Raw genomic sequence first — 15102 nt, 5'->3', positions numbered from 1 at the left:
TTAGAATAAAGAATATTGTACCATAATTTTTGATATAATAAAATGACTCGACAATATCATGATCAATTTGCCAAAGAATATCTAGAGGAATTATTAACACCTCTAGGAACAATTAAAAAAAGCGAAAAGGTTAAAAGTGAAGTTCAAGAAATTGATGTTTGGTTTGAACCATTTTCTGATCAAAATCAGGAAAATCTCCCTTTGGGTTTATTAGGGAAGATGGCAAAAACTCAATGTTTATTTGAGCCTTTTCGCAATCCACCCTCTGAAATAGAAATTCGTAGTTGTTTACTTAAACTATATGCTGTTCATGGTGATGTAGTCAGGAAAGCAAAACGCGAAAACAAAAATATTGCTGAATCAGATTTACCGATTTTATGGATTTTAACACCAACTTTTTCATCTCGGATGATTACCGGATTAGGTGCAACTGAAATTGCAGAAGATTGGGTTCAAGGTGTTTATTTTCTGCCAAATATTCTGAAAACAGCAATAGTCGCTATTCATCAATTACCAGTAAATGAGGATACCTTATGGTTGAGAGTTTTGGGGAAAGGAGGAACACAAAAAAGAGCAGTGGAGGAGTTAACTGAATTACCAGAGAATAACCCTTTTCGAGAGAATTTGTTAGAAATTTTAGCGGACTGGCGCAAGAATTTAGAATTGAGAGATAATTTAAGTAGGGAAGAAGAGGAAGTAATTATGAACTTATCACCGGCTTATTTACAACAAATAGAAGATTGGAAGCAAGAAGGAAAAGAAGAAGAACGATTTTCTTTGATAAATTGTCTTCTGGAAGCGCGTTTTGGTAGTTTGGATGCTGAGTTATCTGGTTTGGTGGCAAAGATTGCTAATATTCCTATTTCTGAACGCACTCAGTTACTTCTTTCTTTGGGTAATTTATCCCGTGAGGAATTGTTGCAAAGATTACAGGATCAATAAATTTAAGGTATGGCTGTATATCTGCGGAATGTGTGATATAATAAGCCGAATTCACCGAAAACCTAGATAGAAAACCGAAGCCTATGTATTTTAACTGTATTTTTACGGGAAAAAAGGTATTCTCAGATGCCTACTCACACAAAATTGAAGATGATTTTGTTTGGATTGTTGAAGGGAAATATGAAGAACTCAGTGATCAAAAATTTGATGATAGCCTCTTCGGAGATAACAAGAGTGCTGAAGGTGAAGACGTGACTGAGTATAAGCCTATTGTGAATGCTCTCCTAAAAGCTTTTCGTTTGGAAGAGCCTGTTACCATTACATCTCTAAACGATTTTAAAAAGACTTTGAAGAAATATGCGACTAACTTAATTGCTAAACTTAACGAAGCAAATCCCGCTCGTGTTGCTGTTGTTAAAGCAAAACTACCAAAATATGCTAAAGAATGGGCAGAAAACTTCGATAAGAACAGAGTGTATGTAACTGAGGGCGATGGGTTTGAAACCGAGGGAACCCTGATCATATTGAAGCAAAATGTTCCATTTGGTGAGGAAAAGCCCAATGACAAATGTACAATAACTGTTTTAATAGATTCTTTGATCAAAGAGAAATTTTGAAGGGTAATAGGACTTACGCAAGTGTCACACCAAAAATTGTAGGGTGTATCAGATATCAACAATCTGTTTATTTGCTAGATTTTTGCGGTCTGATGCACCTTACCAATGTGCCAGTTGCTTAATTCCTGATAGTGTATATCGAGTCACTTCATGATAAATGCGATAGCGAAGCTGACCGAAGGTATCGCTTGTAGATAATTTTGGGAATGCGATAGCGAAGCTGACCGAAGGTATCGCTTATAGTGTGATTTTTGTGAGAGCCATATCAAGCTCATGTTATGATATTTCCATATATAGGAAAAAAGCTATGACTGCTTTAGTACAAGAACTTCTGAATACATTCGACCGCTTGACAGACTCAGAACGGTTAGATTTAGTATTAGAGATTTTAAAGCGGACAGTTGATTTAGATTTTTCGCCCTTATCTGATGAAGATTTAGTCATGAATGCTGAGGGACTTTTTCTTGATTTAGATGAGGAAGAAGCGACATATAAGTAGTCCTAAACGTAGTGAAGTTTGGCTAGTAGATTTAGGTTATGTAGCAAAAGTCAGACCATGTTTAGTAATTAGTATTCCTGCACTAGATCGAGATCGTGCATTAGCGACTCTTGTTCCACACACAATAAATTCACGCACTTTGTAGATTTGAGGTGCAAGTCAAAACAAATTTTCTTCGGTAAGGAGTATTTGATGTGCAAAATATCATCACAATTCCTCATGCAAAGCTTTTACGCAAATTGGGAAACATAACACCAGAACAAATGCTGGAGTTAGAACAGGTGCTACTATTTTGGCTGGGATTTGACGAAAAAAACGTTCAAGATGATGATGAGTAGTCTGTGCAGCAAATTGATAATTTAGTGCTTGTGAGATTTTGGAGAGGTGCGATAGCGAAGCGCGACCTAGGAATCGCGTAGCACTCCAAAGGTATCGCTTTCAGATAAAATAGAATAAAGGTAAATATAGCGTTTGTTAAAATAACTTCTATGTCCCTACAAGAGCTTAAAGAGAAAGCCTTTCAACTACCTGAGAGCGATCGCTTAGAACTGGTTCGTGCAATCATCGAATCATTACAAAATCAACCCAGTCAAAAATCTGAGCGGACTCGCATAATCAAACAAATGAAAGGTTTATTAAAAACCAATCAACCAGCACCAACTGATGAACAAGTAAATGCAATGTTAGAACAACATCGAGTAGAGAAGTATCTTTAGTGAAAATTCTGATTGATACCTTAAATAGATTAACGAAGCTGATTGAAGATATCGCTTATAGTGAGGAGTGCGATGCTTTCTATAGGTAAAGCCATCGCAATATAGGATTAATTTAAAAATCTACTCCTCGTTTTAGTTCTACACCTTGATTTGCATAGTGTTTATGACAGTAAACCTCAGAGTGAATACTAGCCAAATCAAAATAAGCGGGCTGGTTTTGACAGCGGCCTGTGATAATAACTTCCGTATCACGAGGTTTCCTTAGTAAGGCTTGAACAATTGGATCAACAGGTAGCAATTCTAAATCAACCGTGGGATTGAGTTCATCGAGAATAATCGTTTTATACACACCAGAAGCGATCGCAATTTTGGCAATTTCCCAACCTCTCTCCGCTTCTATATAGTCTAAATCTTGGCGACAATTCCGCCACACAATAGCATCACGTCCACAACGTTGATGATCAACCACTTCTGGATAGGATTGCTGCAAAGCGGCGATCGCTGCATCTTCAGTATAACCACTACCACCTTTGAGCCACTGCATAATTAATACACGGGTAGAACCAGGATGATTAATACCTCTGCCAATAGCTTGCAAAGCCTTACCTAAAGCACTAGTAGATTTACCCTTACCTGCACCCGTATAAATTTCAATCCCTTCAATAAAAAGTTCTGCGGCCATCGGGTGGTGGTGGGGTTTCATTTCTGAATGCAAATCCGCAATATCTAATAATTGTGGCGGTGCAGCGCGTCCGGTTGTGATGATTTCCAATTCCTGGGGTTTAGATTTTAAAGTGTTTACTACTTCATCTACTGATAGCAAACCCAAATCCAAAACCGGGTTAATTTCATCTAGAACAACTACTGAATATAACCCCGAAGCGATCGCACCTTTAGCCACATCCCAACCCCGTGTAGCTTCTGTTCTATCAAAAACTGTAATTTGATCATGGCCAAAAAATTCGGCTCTCCCTGTGCGAACCTGATCAATCAAATGGGGAAACCCGCGCTGTAAAGCCGTAATCGCTCCATCTTCATCATAATCCCGTTCTGGTCCTTTCAAAAACCGCAGCAATAAAACGCGGCTAGAATCACTAGGTGTATTGATTCCCAACCCAATCGAGCGCAAAACCACCCCTAAAGCCGCTTGGGATTTCCCTTTCCCAATACCATCATAGACGTGAATTTGACCCGTAAGCCGCTCAGAACGCACTTGTGCTGTGCGAATACCGATACCGTTCCTTGTCATAAGATTGAAAAGCTATAAAGTGGCAATTCTTTATCTTAACGAAACTAGAGTCTAGGATGTACGGTTTTATCTTTACGTATTAAAGCTTGATGGATGTATTAATAAAATTAATTTAAATATCTTGGCGCACACAGATCATAAATGCTAGAAGCATGAGATAATTGCCGATTATCCGTATTTTTTCAGTTATACTCTGTACAACTAAGAGAACTCCAAAAAATAAATTACCCAATATTGTGGGATGGGCATCCTGCCCGTCCTGAGATTATTAGAGGACCAGATGCCTGCACCACAAGAAATTTTGGGACATTTTTTTATTTGGAAGTCTCTAAGTCAAAAAACCTAATCCCCAGTATCCCCTGAGCGGACTACCTGAACTGCTTACGGCAGCGCCTCGCTATCAAAAATCAGTAGTTGAAAATAAACAACAAATTACGAATTACTAATCTCCTTGTTGTAACCATTATGTCTGATGAATTATCACTACCCATAATTTTGCCCATTGGGGCGATATTTTTTGAACTATTATTCTTACTCACTGCTATTCCCGTAGAAGCTTATGTTCTCAATAAATGGCTGAAGTTTGATAAAAGAACCAGTATTTTTTACGCCATTGCTTTAAACGTTTTTTCTAGTGTAATTGGCTGGATTGTGTTTTTCGCAGCCGAACCTAAGTTACCTATTGCTCTCAAAGCAGAATTGATCAATTATGTATTTTTTAATAAACTGCAAGATCCCAGCATTAACACAACGATAATTGGATTATCATTTGCTATTTTCCTAGCGACTTTTTCAGTCAAGTTTTTATTACTGAAGATCCTCATAATTTTTATGGATGAAGGAGGAAAAAAATCAGAAACAGAAATTGTTTCTCCACAACAAAGAACCAGTTACATGAATATGGCTAAGTTGCAAAATACTAATTTAATAACTGCAACGTTAATAGCGAATTCACTCAGTTACAGTGCCATCACTTTCATTATAATAATTCGCTCTCGGTAAAATGATCAATATTCATCACTTTATTAATTAGAGGTAATCCCATGAATTCATTATTTAAAGAAGTATTTGGCATATTTAAATATACTCAGGATTTATTTGCAGGAGTTCAAAAATTTCTGACCCCAGCCAAAGCATACTCATGGCAGACATTAATTTACTTGAGTGTTTTTTCTTGGGGAATATCATATTTTGCCCTAGGATATATCAGGGATATTATTGCCTTTTGCGGTTGGTTGTTTTTGTTAGCAGGAACAGCTTGGTATACTACTGATGATCCTTTGAGAGTTCCAGGAACTTTTATGCCTGTTGGGGCAGTAATAACGGGCTTTTTAGTAAGCGTCTTTGCCTTGGGAAATCAGGAAAGTGGATTAACATCTAATACCATAGTTATTTGGCCGACTATAGCGGCTATCGTTACAGCCATACCTAACTTCTTTGAAGGCACAGGTGGAAGATCCGCAAAGGCAAAACTTCCTAAATTACAAGATCGTCAAAAAGTTGTAGTTTTATTAGCTTGGTGTATGCTAATTAGTTGTTGGCTTCAGTTTTACTTCGTTATAGATCAATGGTTAAAAGAATATCCTAGTTTACGAGCAGACAATTTTAATAAAAGTGCTTTTGTCATTAGATTAGAACCACCAACAAAAAAGCCAAAAACTGGTGATTTGATCTTAAATAAATTGCAACCCCTAGTTAATCAACAAATTGCCAACAAACCTTGGGCAGATGTAGAAAAATGGTTACTAGAAGCTAATCAGCAACTAGGCAACTTGGGGAGAAAAACGATTAATAGTAATTTGGGTAAATCTCAAGAAAGACTATTATGGCGAGTTGAACCCCGTGTAGTAAATATCAAGTCTGGATATAAGCTGGATATTTTGACAATTTGGGGCGGACCAAGTGCCAATTCTCGAGGATATTACTGGCAAAAATCTTGTCTAATTCAACCATCTAACTCTGGTAAACAAACAGATAATAAAAACACTGTTGCTCGTCTTACTTGCGACCGCACAAGTAAATTCATCATTGGTTCTCCACCACCACAACAATAAGGAAGGAATAAGGAATTACCATGAATGTAATTAGAACTTTTGTCATGGCGAAAAATGTGTTTCAGGAAGTGATCCGCGATCGCATCCTCTACATTATCGGTTTTTATGCAATCATCCTCGGTATTGCTTTCCGCGCAATTCCTGAATTTGCCAGTACCACATCTGATAAAATATTTTTAGACTTTGGTTTGGCAACCATGAACGTCATTGGTTTAATTGTGGCTATATTTATCGGCACAGGATTAGTTAACAAGGAAATTGAAAAACGGACTATCTTAGTATTAATTGCCAAACCCATCAGTCGGAGTGAATTTATTGCTAGTAAATATTTAGGATTATCAGCAGTTATAGCTGTCCTAATTAGCGCAATGACAATAATTTATTTAGGCTTCTTGCAATTTGGTAAAGTATCCTATCCAGTTATCAGTATTTTTTTGGCTACGCTATTCATATTTTTTCAATTATGTTTAATTACTGCCGTAGCCATTACTCTAGGAGTTTTTACCAGTTCTCTCATCGCTACAGCCCTAACATTTGCTGTGTATTTAATGGGGAATATTACTCAAGATTTAGTTGCATTGGGTAGATTAAGTCATAATCCTGGTATGGAACGCATTACCCAAGGTTTATATCTGATATTGCCCGATTTATCCAGATTAGATTTAAAAAATGATGCTGTTTATGCTTTACAAGCACTACCCGATACAATCACATTAATTGCCAATGCAGGTTATGGTTTACTTTACAGTTTTATGTTGTTAGCGATCGCTATTCTGATTTTCTTACGACGAGAATTTTAATTCTGAACTATGATTTGGGTGATTTATTTGATGAAGATGAAATGTCTGAACTATGATTTGGGTGATTTATTTGATGAAGATGAAATGTCTGAACTATGATTTGGGTGATTTATTTGATGAAGATGAAATGTCTGAACTATGATTTGGGTGATTTTTTTGATGAGGATGAAATGTCTGAACTGTGATTTGGGTGATTTTTTTGATGAAGATGAAATGTCTGAACTGTGATTTGGGTGATTTATTTGATGAAGATGAAATGTCTGAACTATGATTTGTGTGATTTATTTGATGAAGATGAAATGTCTGAACTGTGATTTGGGTGATTTTTTTGATGAAGATGAAATGTCTGAACTGTGATTTGTGTGATTTATTTGATGAAGATGAAATATCTGAACTATGATTTGGGTGATTTTTTTGATGAAGATGAAATGTCTGAACTATGATTTGGGTGATTTTTTTGATGAAGATGAAATGTCTGAACTGTGATTTGGGTGATTTTTTTGATGAAGATGATTAATCATCTTATAGTGGTATTAGTTTGAATGAAATACAGAATTTATCTTAAAAGCCTTAGATTAAGGAACTTTTACTTCTGACCTCTGTTATAACAAGTTAAATGTTCATCAGGTTCAATTTTGTTAAAATAATCATTATTTATGATTCAGAATCCCTTAATAAATACTCCAGCTAGTCTCATTTCTCCTGATATTTATAATTATCAAGTTTCATCTAATCAACCTTTGAAACTAGGGATTATGGCATCGGGAAATGGTAGTAATTTTGAAGTAATTGCCCAAGCTATTGCCGACGGTAAAATTAACGCCCAAATTCAAGTTTTAATTTACAACAATCCTGGAGCTAAGGCAGCAGTTAGGGCAGAAAATTGGGGTGTAGAAGCTGTATTGTTAAATCATCGTGACTATAAAAATCGGGAAAAATTTGATAGTCAGGTTGTCCAAATATTACAGCAGTATGATGTGGAATTCGTGATTATGGCGGGATGGATGCGATTAGTAACACAAGTTTTAATTGACGCTTTTCCTAATCGGATGATTAATATTCATCCCAGCTTATTACCAAGTTTTAAAGGAGTGCAAGCTGTAGAACAGGCTTTAGTTGCTAAAGTCAAAATCACTGGCTGTACTGTACATCTTGTTTCTTTAGAAGTTGACAGTGGCGAGATTTTAATCCAAGCTGCTGTTCCCGTACTACCAGATGATACATCAGAAACACTACACGCTAGAATTCAAGTACAAGAGCATCGGATTTTACCAATGGCGATTTCTTTGTTGAGTCAAAGGAAATAGACAACTGACAACTGACAACTGACAACTGACTAATGCTAGAATCCTGATTTAGAAATTTAGGATATTTTTATGCCAGTTGTGACTAATCCAATCAAGTTTGGTACAGATGGCTGGAGGGGTGTAATAGGTGAGGAGTTTACCTTTGAACGCCTGGCCTTAGTAGCAACCGTAGCAGCCAAAGTCTTACATAACACTTATTTTTCCGAAGTGGGTAGCCGGACGATTATTGTCGGTTATGACCGCCGATTTATGGCAGAAGAGTTTGCCCGTGTAGTTGCTAATGCCGTGACTGCAATGGGTTTTGATGTTCTGTTTAGCGAAACTTTTGCACCCACTCCAGCTTTTAGTTGGGCAGCTAAAGAACTCAAAGCTTTGGGGGCATTAGTTGTTACAGCTAGTCATAATCCTGGTACATATTTAGGATTAAAAGTTAAAAGTGCTTTTGGTGGTTCTGTACCGTCAGAAGTTACACAAGAGATAGAAGCCTTATTATCAGAAAAAGTTGCCCCAGCAGCGGCTCCAGGTAAGGAAAATACTTTTGATCCTTGGCCAAGTTATTGTCAAGCATTAGCGGCTAAAGTTGATATTGACAAAATTAAAGAAGTCATTAATTCTGGCAAGTTAACAATATTTGTGGATGTTATGCACGGGGCTGCGGCTGGGGGATTAGCACGATTATTAGGGTCACAAGTCAAGGAAATTAATAGCGACCGTGATCCTCTATTTGAAGGTGGTGCGCCTGAACCTTTACCAAAGTATCTTTCCCGGCTATTTACAGTCATGAAAGACCACAGGGAAACAAATAAAACTGGTTTAACTGTGGGTTTAGTATTTGATGGAGATTGCGATCGCATTGCGGCAGTAGATCAAGATGCTAATTTCTTCAGTTCTCAAATCTTGATTCCCATCTTAATTGACCATCTCACCCTCCGGCGGAACTTTCAGGGCGAAATCGTTAAAACTGTGAGTGGTTCGGACTTAATGCCCCGTGTAGCCGCATTACATAACCTTTCTATCCATGAAACGGCAGTAGGTTATAAATACATTGCTGACCGAATGTTAACTACACAGGTATTACTCGGTGGAGAAGAATCCGGTGGGATTGGTTATGGTAGCCATATTCCCGAACGCGATGCTTTATTATCGGCACTTTACGTATTAGAAGCTGTGGTTGAATCGGGTTTGGATTTAGGTGAATATTATCGCTATTTACAACAAAAAACTGGTTTTTCATCAGCCTATGATCGGATTGATTTACCTTTAGCGAATATGGAAGTCAGAGGGCGACTATTACAACAGTTACAGTCCCAACCTTTGACAGAAATTGCGGGTAAAGCGGTAATAGGTTGTCAAACAATTGATGGTTATAAATTCCGTTTGGCTGATCAAAGTTGGTTAATGATTAGATTTAGCGGCACTGAACCTGTTTTACGTCTTTATTGTGAAGCCGCAACAGTGGAAGAAGTTCATAAAACCCTAAATTGGGCAAAAAATTGGGCTGAATCCAATTAATTGACAATTGATAACTTTAATTCCCAGTCGGTTTTAACCGACTTTAACTATGAGACGGGGAATTTATTCCCCGGATAAATGGCTATTTTGTAAGATGTTATTTGGGTATTTTATCAGGTTTTGGTGATGGGTTGGGGACTTTATTGCGATTTATCTAGAAACGGGTTTCAATCAATTTCCTCTCTTAATTACTTTTTTTTCAATCACTAATTATGATGAATAGTTACTAGAAGACTGATGCAAATTTAACCCGACAATAAAGCGAAAATCTTTAACATTTAAAGTATATAAATCAATTTTATGAACTAATGCGGTTGAGGCAATGAAAGCATCAGGAATACTGAGTTTATGACTGAAAGAGTATGTTTCCATTAATTCAATAAATTGATCAGATACCGTAATATCCACAGGAAAAATATGAATTAATTGTAAATGTTTCTTAATTTTCTTCAATTCCACATTATTAATAGCACCATAATATAATTCAGCTTGAGTAATTGTACTAATTGCTAATTGATTTAGTCCCACAAAACGAAGCTCAGAGATAATCTGAAAATTGTTTTTATAGAATTCTATGAGAATATTTGTGTCACATAAAATCATTTAACTTCTTTTCTCCATGCTTCTTTACGAATGGACTCAGTAGTAATATTTCTAGTTTCCCAGAGTCCTGCTAAAGAAAAGAAATCTTCCTCATTATCAGATATAGTTGTCTTATCTTTTATTACTTCTACAGAGTTGACAAAATCTAAGGCAGAAATAATTGCTAATAGCATCTGTGCTTTTTCTTTATCGGCGACTTTAATGATTAGTTGTTCCATGGTTGCGCTATTGTGAAACAATTCTATCTAAATTGTACAATTATTTGGTTGTGTTGACAACTATTTGTTGTTAATCAATTTTCTCCCTTAATTGCTAGTTCATTTATCCAGGGAATAAATTCCCTGTCTAATAGCTCAAGTCGGTTGAAACCGACTAGTTTTTAAGATGTTGTTTGGGTATTTTATCAGGTTTTGGTGATGGATTGGGGAATTTGTGGCGATTTATTTACGAAGGGTTATAAATTAATTTCCTCGTCTTAATTCCCAGTCGGTTTTAACCGACTTTAACTATAAGACGGGGAATTTATTCCTCGGATAAATGACTTCCGCTATGAGACGATGAATTTATTCCCCGGATAAATGGCTAAATGAATGGCTGTTCTGGCTTTAACCCTACAAATGCAGAATAGATAGAAACGATTCATAAAATATCTCCATAAGATCCTAGACTAATTAAAAGAAGCTAGGATCTGAGAAGTTTATTGGTATTAACGCAACTGTGATAACAGGGTTTTCATCTTGGGAGTAGATAGCAATTTCTGAGTATCAGCAATCATTTTATTACCCCAAAGACTCTTTTTCAGAATGTTGGTATCGGCAAGGTTTTTGTCTGATTTTAATGCGGTTTCAGCTAACTGATAAGCCTGTTGTTGTTCGCCTTTATTATATAAAGCAACAGCAAGTGCTAACATAGGTTCGGCAAATTGATTGTTAATTTTTATAGCTTGTTGCCATTGTTTAATCGCTGTTTCTATGTCTCCCTGTTCATATTTTATGCAGCCTATATTGTTAATAGCTGCAACACTGTTGGCATCTTTAGCAACTGCTTGATTGTAATCAGATATTGCGGCTGTGTAGTTTTCTTTTTGATGATAAACAACTCCACGACCGGTGTAAGCATCAGCATAATCAGGATTAATTTTGATAGCATTGGTGTAATCAGCCAATGCTAAATCGAATTTTTTCTGCTCATAGTAAACAACCCCGCGATTGTAGTAAGCTTCAGCATAATTAGGATTAATAGCCTTGTTGTAATCAGCTAGGGCTAATTCCCATTTTTTCTGGTTAGCATAAACAAGCCCGCGAAAGTTGTAAGCTAAAGCATAATCAGGATTAATAGCAATAGCCTTGTTAAAATCAGCCAGGGCTAATTCCCATTTTTTCTGGATATAATAAACAATCCCGCGATTGTTGTAAGCTTGAGCAAAATCAGGATTAATAGCAATAGCCTTGTTGTAATCAGCTAGGGCTAATTCCCATTTTTTCTGGTTAGCATAAACAACAGCACGACGGTTATAAGCTTGAGCATAATTAGGATTAATAGCAATAGCCTTGTTAAAATCAGCCAGGGCTAATTCCCATTTTTTCTGGTCAACGTAAATATTCCCGCGATTGTTGTAAGCTTGAGCAAAATCAGGATTAATAGCAATAGCCTTGTTGTAATCAGCTAGGGCTAATTCCCATTTTTTCTGGTTAGCATAAACACCAGCACGACTGTTATAAGCTTGAGCATAATTAGGATTAATAGCAATAGCCTTGTTAAAATCAGCCAGGGCTAATTCCCATTTTTTCTGGTCAACGTAAATATTCCCGCGATTGTAGTAAGCTTGAGCAAAATCAGGATTAATAGCAATAGCCTTGTTATAATCAGCTAGGGCTAATTCCTCTTTTTTCTGGTTATAGTAAAGAATCCCGCGATTGTAGTAAGCTTGAGCAAAATCAGGATTAATAGCAATAGCCTTAGTCCAATCAGCTAGGGCTAATTCCTCTTTTTTCTGGTTATAGTAAAGAATCCCGCGATTGTAGTAAGCTTGAGCAAAATCAGGATTAATAGCAATAGCCTTGTTATAATCAGCTAGGGCTAATTCCCATTTTTTCTGCTTATCGTAAACAAGCCCACGGTTGAGGTAAGCATCAGCATTATCAGGATTAATAGCGATCGCCTTGTTAAAATCAGCCAGGGCTAATTCCCATTTTTTCTGGTCAACGTAAATATTCCCACGGTTGAGGTAAGCATCAGCATTATCAGGATTAATAGCGATCGCCTTGTTGAAATCAGCCAGGGCTAATTCCTCTTTTTTCTGGTTATAGTAAACAAGCCCACGACGGTTGTAAGTATCAACATCATCAGGATTAATAGCAATAGCTTTGTTGTAATCAGCTATGGCTAATTCCCATTTTTTCTGGATATAATAAACAGCACCACGAAAGTTGTAACCTAAAGCATCATCAGGATTAATAGCAATAGCTTTGTTGTAATCAGCCAGGGCTAATTCCCATTTTTTCTGGTAAACGTAAACAAGCCCACGAAAGTTGTAAGCTAAATAATTATCAGGGTTAATTTCAACCGCTTTATTCAAATCATTACTTGCTAAAGCCCATTTTTCTTGGACACTGTATATCAATCCCCTCACAATGTAACCGTAACTATGATAAGGACTGAATTTAATCTGTTCATTTATTACTACCTCTGCTTCTGTATACCTTTTTAGAACTGTTAAGAATAGCGCCCTCATCATAAATAGCGAAGGTCTTTTTGGTTGGAGTTGAAACGCTTTATTTACTGCTACTAATCCTTTATCGAATTGCTGAATTTTCATATAAGCTATACCTAGAGATTCCCAAGCTGGAACAAAATCAGGCTGATATTTCACTGCTTGATCAAATGCAGCTATAGCCTCTGGATATTTTTTACTCCTATCTAATGCTAAACCCTTACCATAATAAGCTAGGTAAATAAACTTTGGTTTCTGCTTAATAGCTTCCTCAAAAGCCTGTATTGCTTCTGAATAACGACGTAACCGCCAAAGTTGATTTCCTCTTTCTAGCCATTGACCGGCGGTAGTATTTCTTTTGTCAACATCTACTGACAATATTGCTGTTTGAATAGAATCAGCCTTTTGTTTATTTAGTTCTGGTGGTGGGGTCGTTTCTACTTTTTGTGCTTGGGTATTCAGTCGGGTTGCTATTGCTAAGAAGGTACTCACAGGAATACCTAAACTATTACCTAATTGGATTGTCCCTCCACTACTACTATTATTATCAATAACAGCTTCTCCCTCAGTTCTGCCATGAATACCAATTACCCGCCCTTGGGAGTCCAATACTGGTCCCCCACTCATGCCCCCAAAGGTGATACTACTATAAAGTAATTCATATCCTCCTGTTAAGAAAATTGAGCTTTGTGATGTACCAAAACTATTATTTTTAAAGTCTGATTGGGTAGTTACTAATAGTCCTGTTTCTTTACTATAAATCCGTCCCAATGTGAACCGCCAAGGTGATTTATCTCCTAATTTGGGATACCCAGCCGTAAACATATATTCAAAATCTTTCGTGGGATACTTTGCCAAAGTTGCAACTTGATAATTTTCCTGACTTCTAAATTTAACTACCGCCAAATCTACCCCTTCTTCTAATTTAATACTGCTTTTCTCCACAGCATATTGTTTACCATTTGCGGCGAGGATTTGATAATTAAATCCTCCACAGGGTTTTGTAGCATCTTCCCTTTCACAGAGAACATGAGCCGCAGTTAAAACAGTGTAAATATCCCCTTCCTTAGCAATAATTACCCCTGAACCATTAGCCCCGCTACTGCTATCAATTCTGACAGTAATTTGTTTCGCTTTTTGTTCTAAATCTCCTAACCATCCTGTTAATGGTGGGTCTGGTACTATCGGTGGAGTTTCTGGGAAAGGTAAAGCATAAGCAGTAAGAATATCTGGTTTTACTTGAGCTAAAACAGTTGTGATAGGTATTCCCCAACTCAGTTTTCGCAGTTCTTTAATTTCTGTATCTGTGGGGCGTTTTCCGTCTGCATAAACATAGCCAGAATTTAACACAGGATAAGCACTTTTACCATTAATTCCCAGGAGATAGCCTCGACTATCAATAATTGCACCGCCACTCATTCCCTGTTCAATATCGCTGCTATAGCCAATTTCATATCCTTCTTTTAAACTTGGTTGATAAATTATTCGTTGTACTTTTCCAGTTTTAAAAGCTATTTCACCTTTGCTGCTAGAATATCCGGCGGCTAAAACTTCTGTATCTTTATTAATATCGAAACTAGCAATTTCTGGAGGTAGACAATATATTTGATTAGAGGTGAATTGCAAGACGGCTAAATCTAAGTTACCAAAATTAGTATTAGGAAGAATTTGGGCTGAATAGGTTTTACCGTCAGGTGTTTTAACTTGCATTTTATTAACTCCCAGAAGTACATGAGAGTTGGTTACAACTAAATAAGAGTTTCCCTTTTTAGCAAACATTGTTCCTGAACCACCGTTATTATCACCAATTACTCTCACTGTAATTTGTTTAGCAATATTTTGGAGTTGTTGTGGTGAATATTCTCCAGTCTCACCGTTTTCTGGTTCTATGTTGCAGGTGGCTGGAGTAATTGTTTGAGCCAAAAAATGAGGAGGATTTGCTAATGTCAATGAAGGGAAAGATAGGAATAATAAGGAGGAAATGATAGCAACTTTACGGTTCATGGTATTTGTTGATTGGTAGATGATTTGTAGTTATTAATTTAGCCATTTATTTAGCCGTTCATTTAGCCAGGGAATAAATTCCCTGT

General features: G+C 36.8%; 13 protein-coding genes and 1 pseudogene. 10 read left to right on the top strand and 4 right to left on the bottom strand.

What is annotated here, in order from left to right:
- The first annotated feature begins 42 nt into the window (after nucleotides 1–42).
- From EZY12_02245 to EZY12_02225, 5 genes and pseudogenes are all read left to right on the top strand, one after another.
- Complete coding sequence (locus tag EZY12_02245) at nucleotides 43–942, top strand: hypothetical protein (protein QSX68548.1); 900 nt, start codon at nucleotides 43–45, stop codon at nucleotides 940–942.
- Nucleotides 943–1025: 83 nt separating this feature from the next.
- The gene (locus tag EZY12_02240; protein ID QSX68547.1) at nucleotides 1026–1559 is read left to right on the top strand and encodes a hypothetical protein; all 534 of its coding nucleotides are present in this window, start codon (nucleotides 1026–1028) and stop codon (nucleotides 1557–1559) included.
- Nucleotides 1560–1866: 307 nt separating this feature from the next.
- Complete coding sequence (locus EZY12_02235; GenBank protein ID QSX68546.1) at nucleotides 1867–2058, top strand: hypothetical protein; 192 nt, start codon at nucleotides 1867–1869, stop codon at nucleotides 2056–2058.
- Nucleotides 2051–2396 (top strand): annotated as a pseudogene (locus EZY12_02230) (type II toxin-antitoxin system PemK/MazF family toxin). Before EZY12_02235 ends, EZY12_02230 begins: the two are co-directional and overlap by 8 nt.
- Before the next feature lie 150 nt (nucleotides 2397–2546).
- Nucleotides 2547–2774 carry a hypothetical protein gene (locus EZY12_02225; protein ID QSX68545.1) on the top strand — a complete coding sequence of 76 codons (228 nt, stop codon included), beginning with the start codon at nucleotides 2547–2549 and terminating at the stop codon, nucleotides 2772–2774.
- Nucleotides 2775–2886: 112 nt separating this feature from the next.
- Here EZY12_02225 and EZY12_02220 read toward each other — a convergent pair whose 3' ends face one another.
- Nucleotides 2887–4023, bottom strand: a complete 1137-nt coding sequence (locus EZY12_02220) for a cob(I)yrinic acid a,c-diamide adenosyltransferase (protein QSX68544.1) — start codon at nucleotides 4021–4023, stop codon at nucleotides 2887–2889.
- A 465-nt stretch (nucleotides 4024–4488) separates the two neighbouring features.
- Between EZY12_02220 and EZY12_02215 the strand changes: the two genes are divergently transcribed.
- From EZY12_02215 to EZY12_02195, 5 genes are all read left to right on the top strand, one after another.
- Nucleotides 4489–5025 (top strand): filament integrity protein fraC, encoded by a 537-nt coding sequence (locus EZY12_02215; GenBank protein QSX68543.1) that lies wholly within the window; start codon nucleotides 4489–4491, stop codon nucleotides 5023–5025.
- A 41-nt stretch (nucleotides 5026–5066) separates the two neighbouring features.
- On the top strand, nucleotides 5067–6077 hold the full coding sequence (locus EZY12_02210; protein QSX68542.1) for a DUF5357 domain-containing protein: 1011 nt from the start codon (nucleotides 5067–5069) through the stop codon (nucleotides 6075–6077).
- A 20-nt stretch (nucleotides 6078–6097) separates the two neighbouring features.
- Nucleotides 6098–6877 carry an ABC transporter permease subunit gene (locus EZY12_02205; protein ID QSX68541.1) on the top strand — a complete coding sequence of 260 codons (780 nt, stop codon included), beginning with the start codon at nucleotides 6098–6100 and terminating at the stop codon, nucleotides 6875–6877.
- 656 nt (nucleotides 6878–7533) lie between these two features.
- A complete protein-coding gene (locus EZY12_02200; GenBank protein QSX68540.1) occupies nucleotides 7534–8184 on the top strand; it encodes a phosphoribosylglycinamide formyltransferase in 651 nt (216 codons plus the stop codon).
- Between the two features lie 69 nt (nucleotides 8185–8253).
- Nucleotides 8254–9696, top strand: a complete 1443-nt coding sequence (locus EZY12_02195) for a phosphoglucomutase/phosphomannomutase family protein (protein QSX68539.1) — start codon at nucleotides 8254–8256, stop codon at nucleotides 9694–9696.
- Nucleotides 9697–9906: 210 nt separating this feature from the next.
- Here the strand turns inward: EZY12_02195 and EZY12_02190 are convergent, their stop codons facing one another.
- The 3 genes from EZY12_02190 to EZY12_02180 all read right to left on the bottom strand — a co-directional run bounded on the left by EZY12_02190 (nucleotide 9907) and on the right by EZY12_02180 (nucleotide 15016).
- Nucleotides 9907–10299, bottom strand: a complete 393-nt coding sequence (locus EZY12_02190) for a type II toxin-antitoxin system VapC family toxin (protein QSX68538.1) — start codon at nucleotides 10297–10299, stop codon at nucleotides 9907–9909.
- Nucleotides 10296–10517, bottom strand: coding sequence for a hypothetical protein (locus EZY12_02185; protein QSX68537.1), 222 nt, complete (start codon nucleotides 10515–10517; stop codon nucleotides 10296–10298). Before EZY12_02185 ends, EZY12_02190 begins: the two co-directional genes overlap by 4 nt.
- Before the next feature lie 488 nt (nucleotides 10518–11005).
- The gene (locus EZY12_02180) at nucleotides 11006–15016 is read right to left on the bottom strand and encodes a tetratricopeptide repeat protein (protein ID QSX68536.1); all 4011 of its coding nucleotides are present in this window, start codon (nucleotides 15014–15016) and stop codon (nucleotides 11006–11008) included.
- Nucleotides 15017–15102 lie beyond the last annotated feature (86 nt).

The sequence above is a fragment of the Dolichospermum sp. DET69 genome (assembly GCA_017355425.1).
GTDB lineage: Bacteria > Cyanobacteriota > Cyanobacteriia > Cyanobacteriales > Nostocaceae > Dolichospermum.
This window is presented reverse-complemented; position numbering and strand designations above follow the sequence as displayed.

Coding starts and splice junctions, on each gene's coding strand:
- EZY12_02185 (QSX68537.1), bottom strand. CDS start 10,517: ATGGAACAACTAATCATTAAAGTCGCCGATAAAGAAAAAGCACAGATG.
- EZY12_02180 (QSX68536.1), bottom strand. CDS start 15,016: ATGAACCGTAAAGTTGCTATCATTTCCTCCTTATTATTCCTATCTTTC.
- EZY12_02245 (QSX68548.1), top strand. CDS start 43: ATGACTCGACAATATCATGATCAATTTGCCAAAGAATATCTAGAGGAA.
- EZY12_02220 (QSX68544.1), bottom strand. CDS start 4,023: ATGACAAGGAACGGTATCGGTATTCGCACAGCACAAGTGCGTTCTGAG.
- EZY12_02225 (QSX68545.1), top strand. CDS start 2,547: ATGTCCCTACAAGAGCTTAAAGAGAAAGCCTTTCAACTACCTGAGAGC.
- EZY12_02195 (QSX68539.1), top strand. CDS start 8,254: ATGCCAGTTGTGACTAATCCAATCAAGTTTGGTACAGATGGCTGGAGG.
- EZY12_02210 (QSX68542.1), top strand. CDS start 5,067: ATGAATTCATTATTTAAAGAAGTATTTGGCATATTTAAATATACTCAG.
- EZY12_02205 (QSX68541.1), top strand. CDS start 6,098: ATGAATGTAATTAGAACTTTTGTCATGGCGAAAAATGTGTTTCAGGAA.
- EZY12_02190 (QSX68538.1), bottom strand. CDS start 10,299: ATGATTTTATGTGACACAAATATTCTCATAGAATTCTATAAAAACAAT.
- EZY12_02240 (QSX68547.1), top strand. CDS start 1,026: ATGTATTTTAACTGTATTTTTACGGGAAAAAAGGTATTCTCAGATGCC.
- EZY12_02215 (QSX68543.1), top strand. CDS start 4,489: ATGTCTGATGAATTATCACTACCCATAATTTTGCCCATTGGGGCGATA.
- EZY12_02200 (QSX68540.1), top strand. CDS start 7,534: ATGATTCAGAATCCCTTAATAAATACTCCAGCTAGTCTCATTTCTCCT.
- EZY12_02235 (QSX68546.1), top strand. CDS start 1,867: ATGACTGCTTTAGTACAAGAACTTCTGAATACATTCGACCGCTTGACA.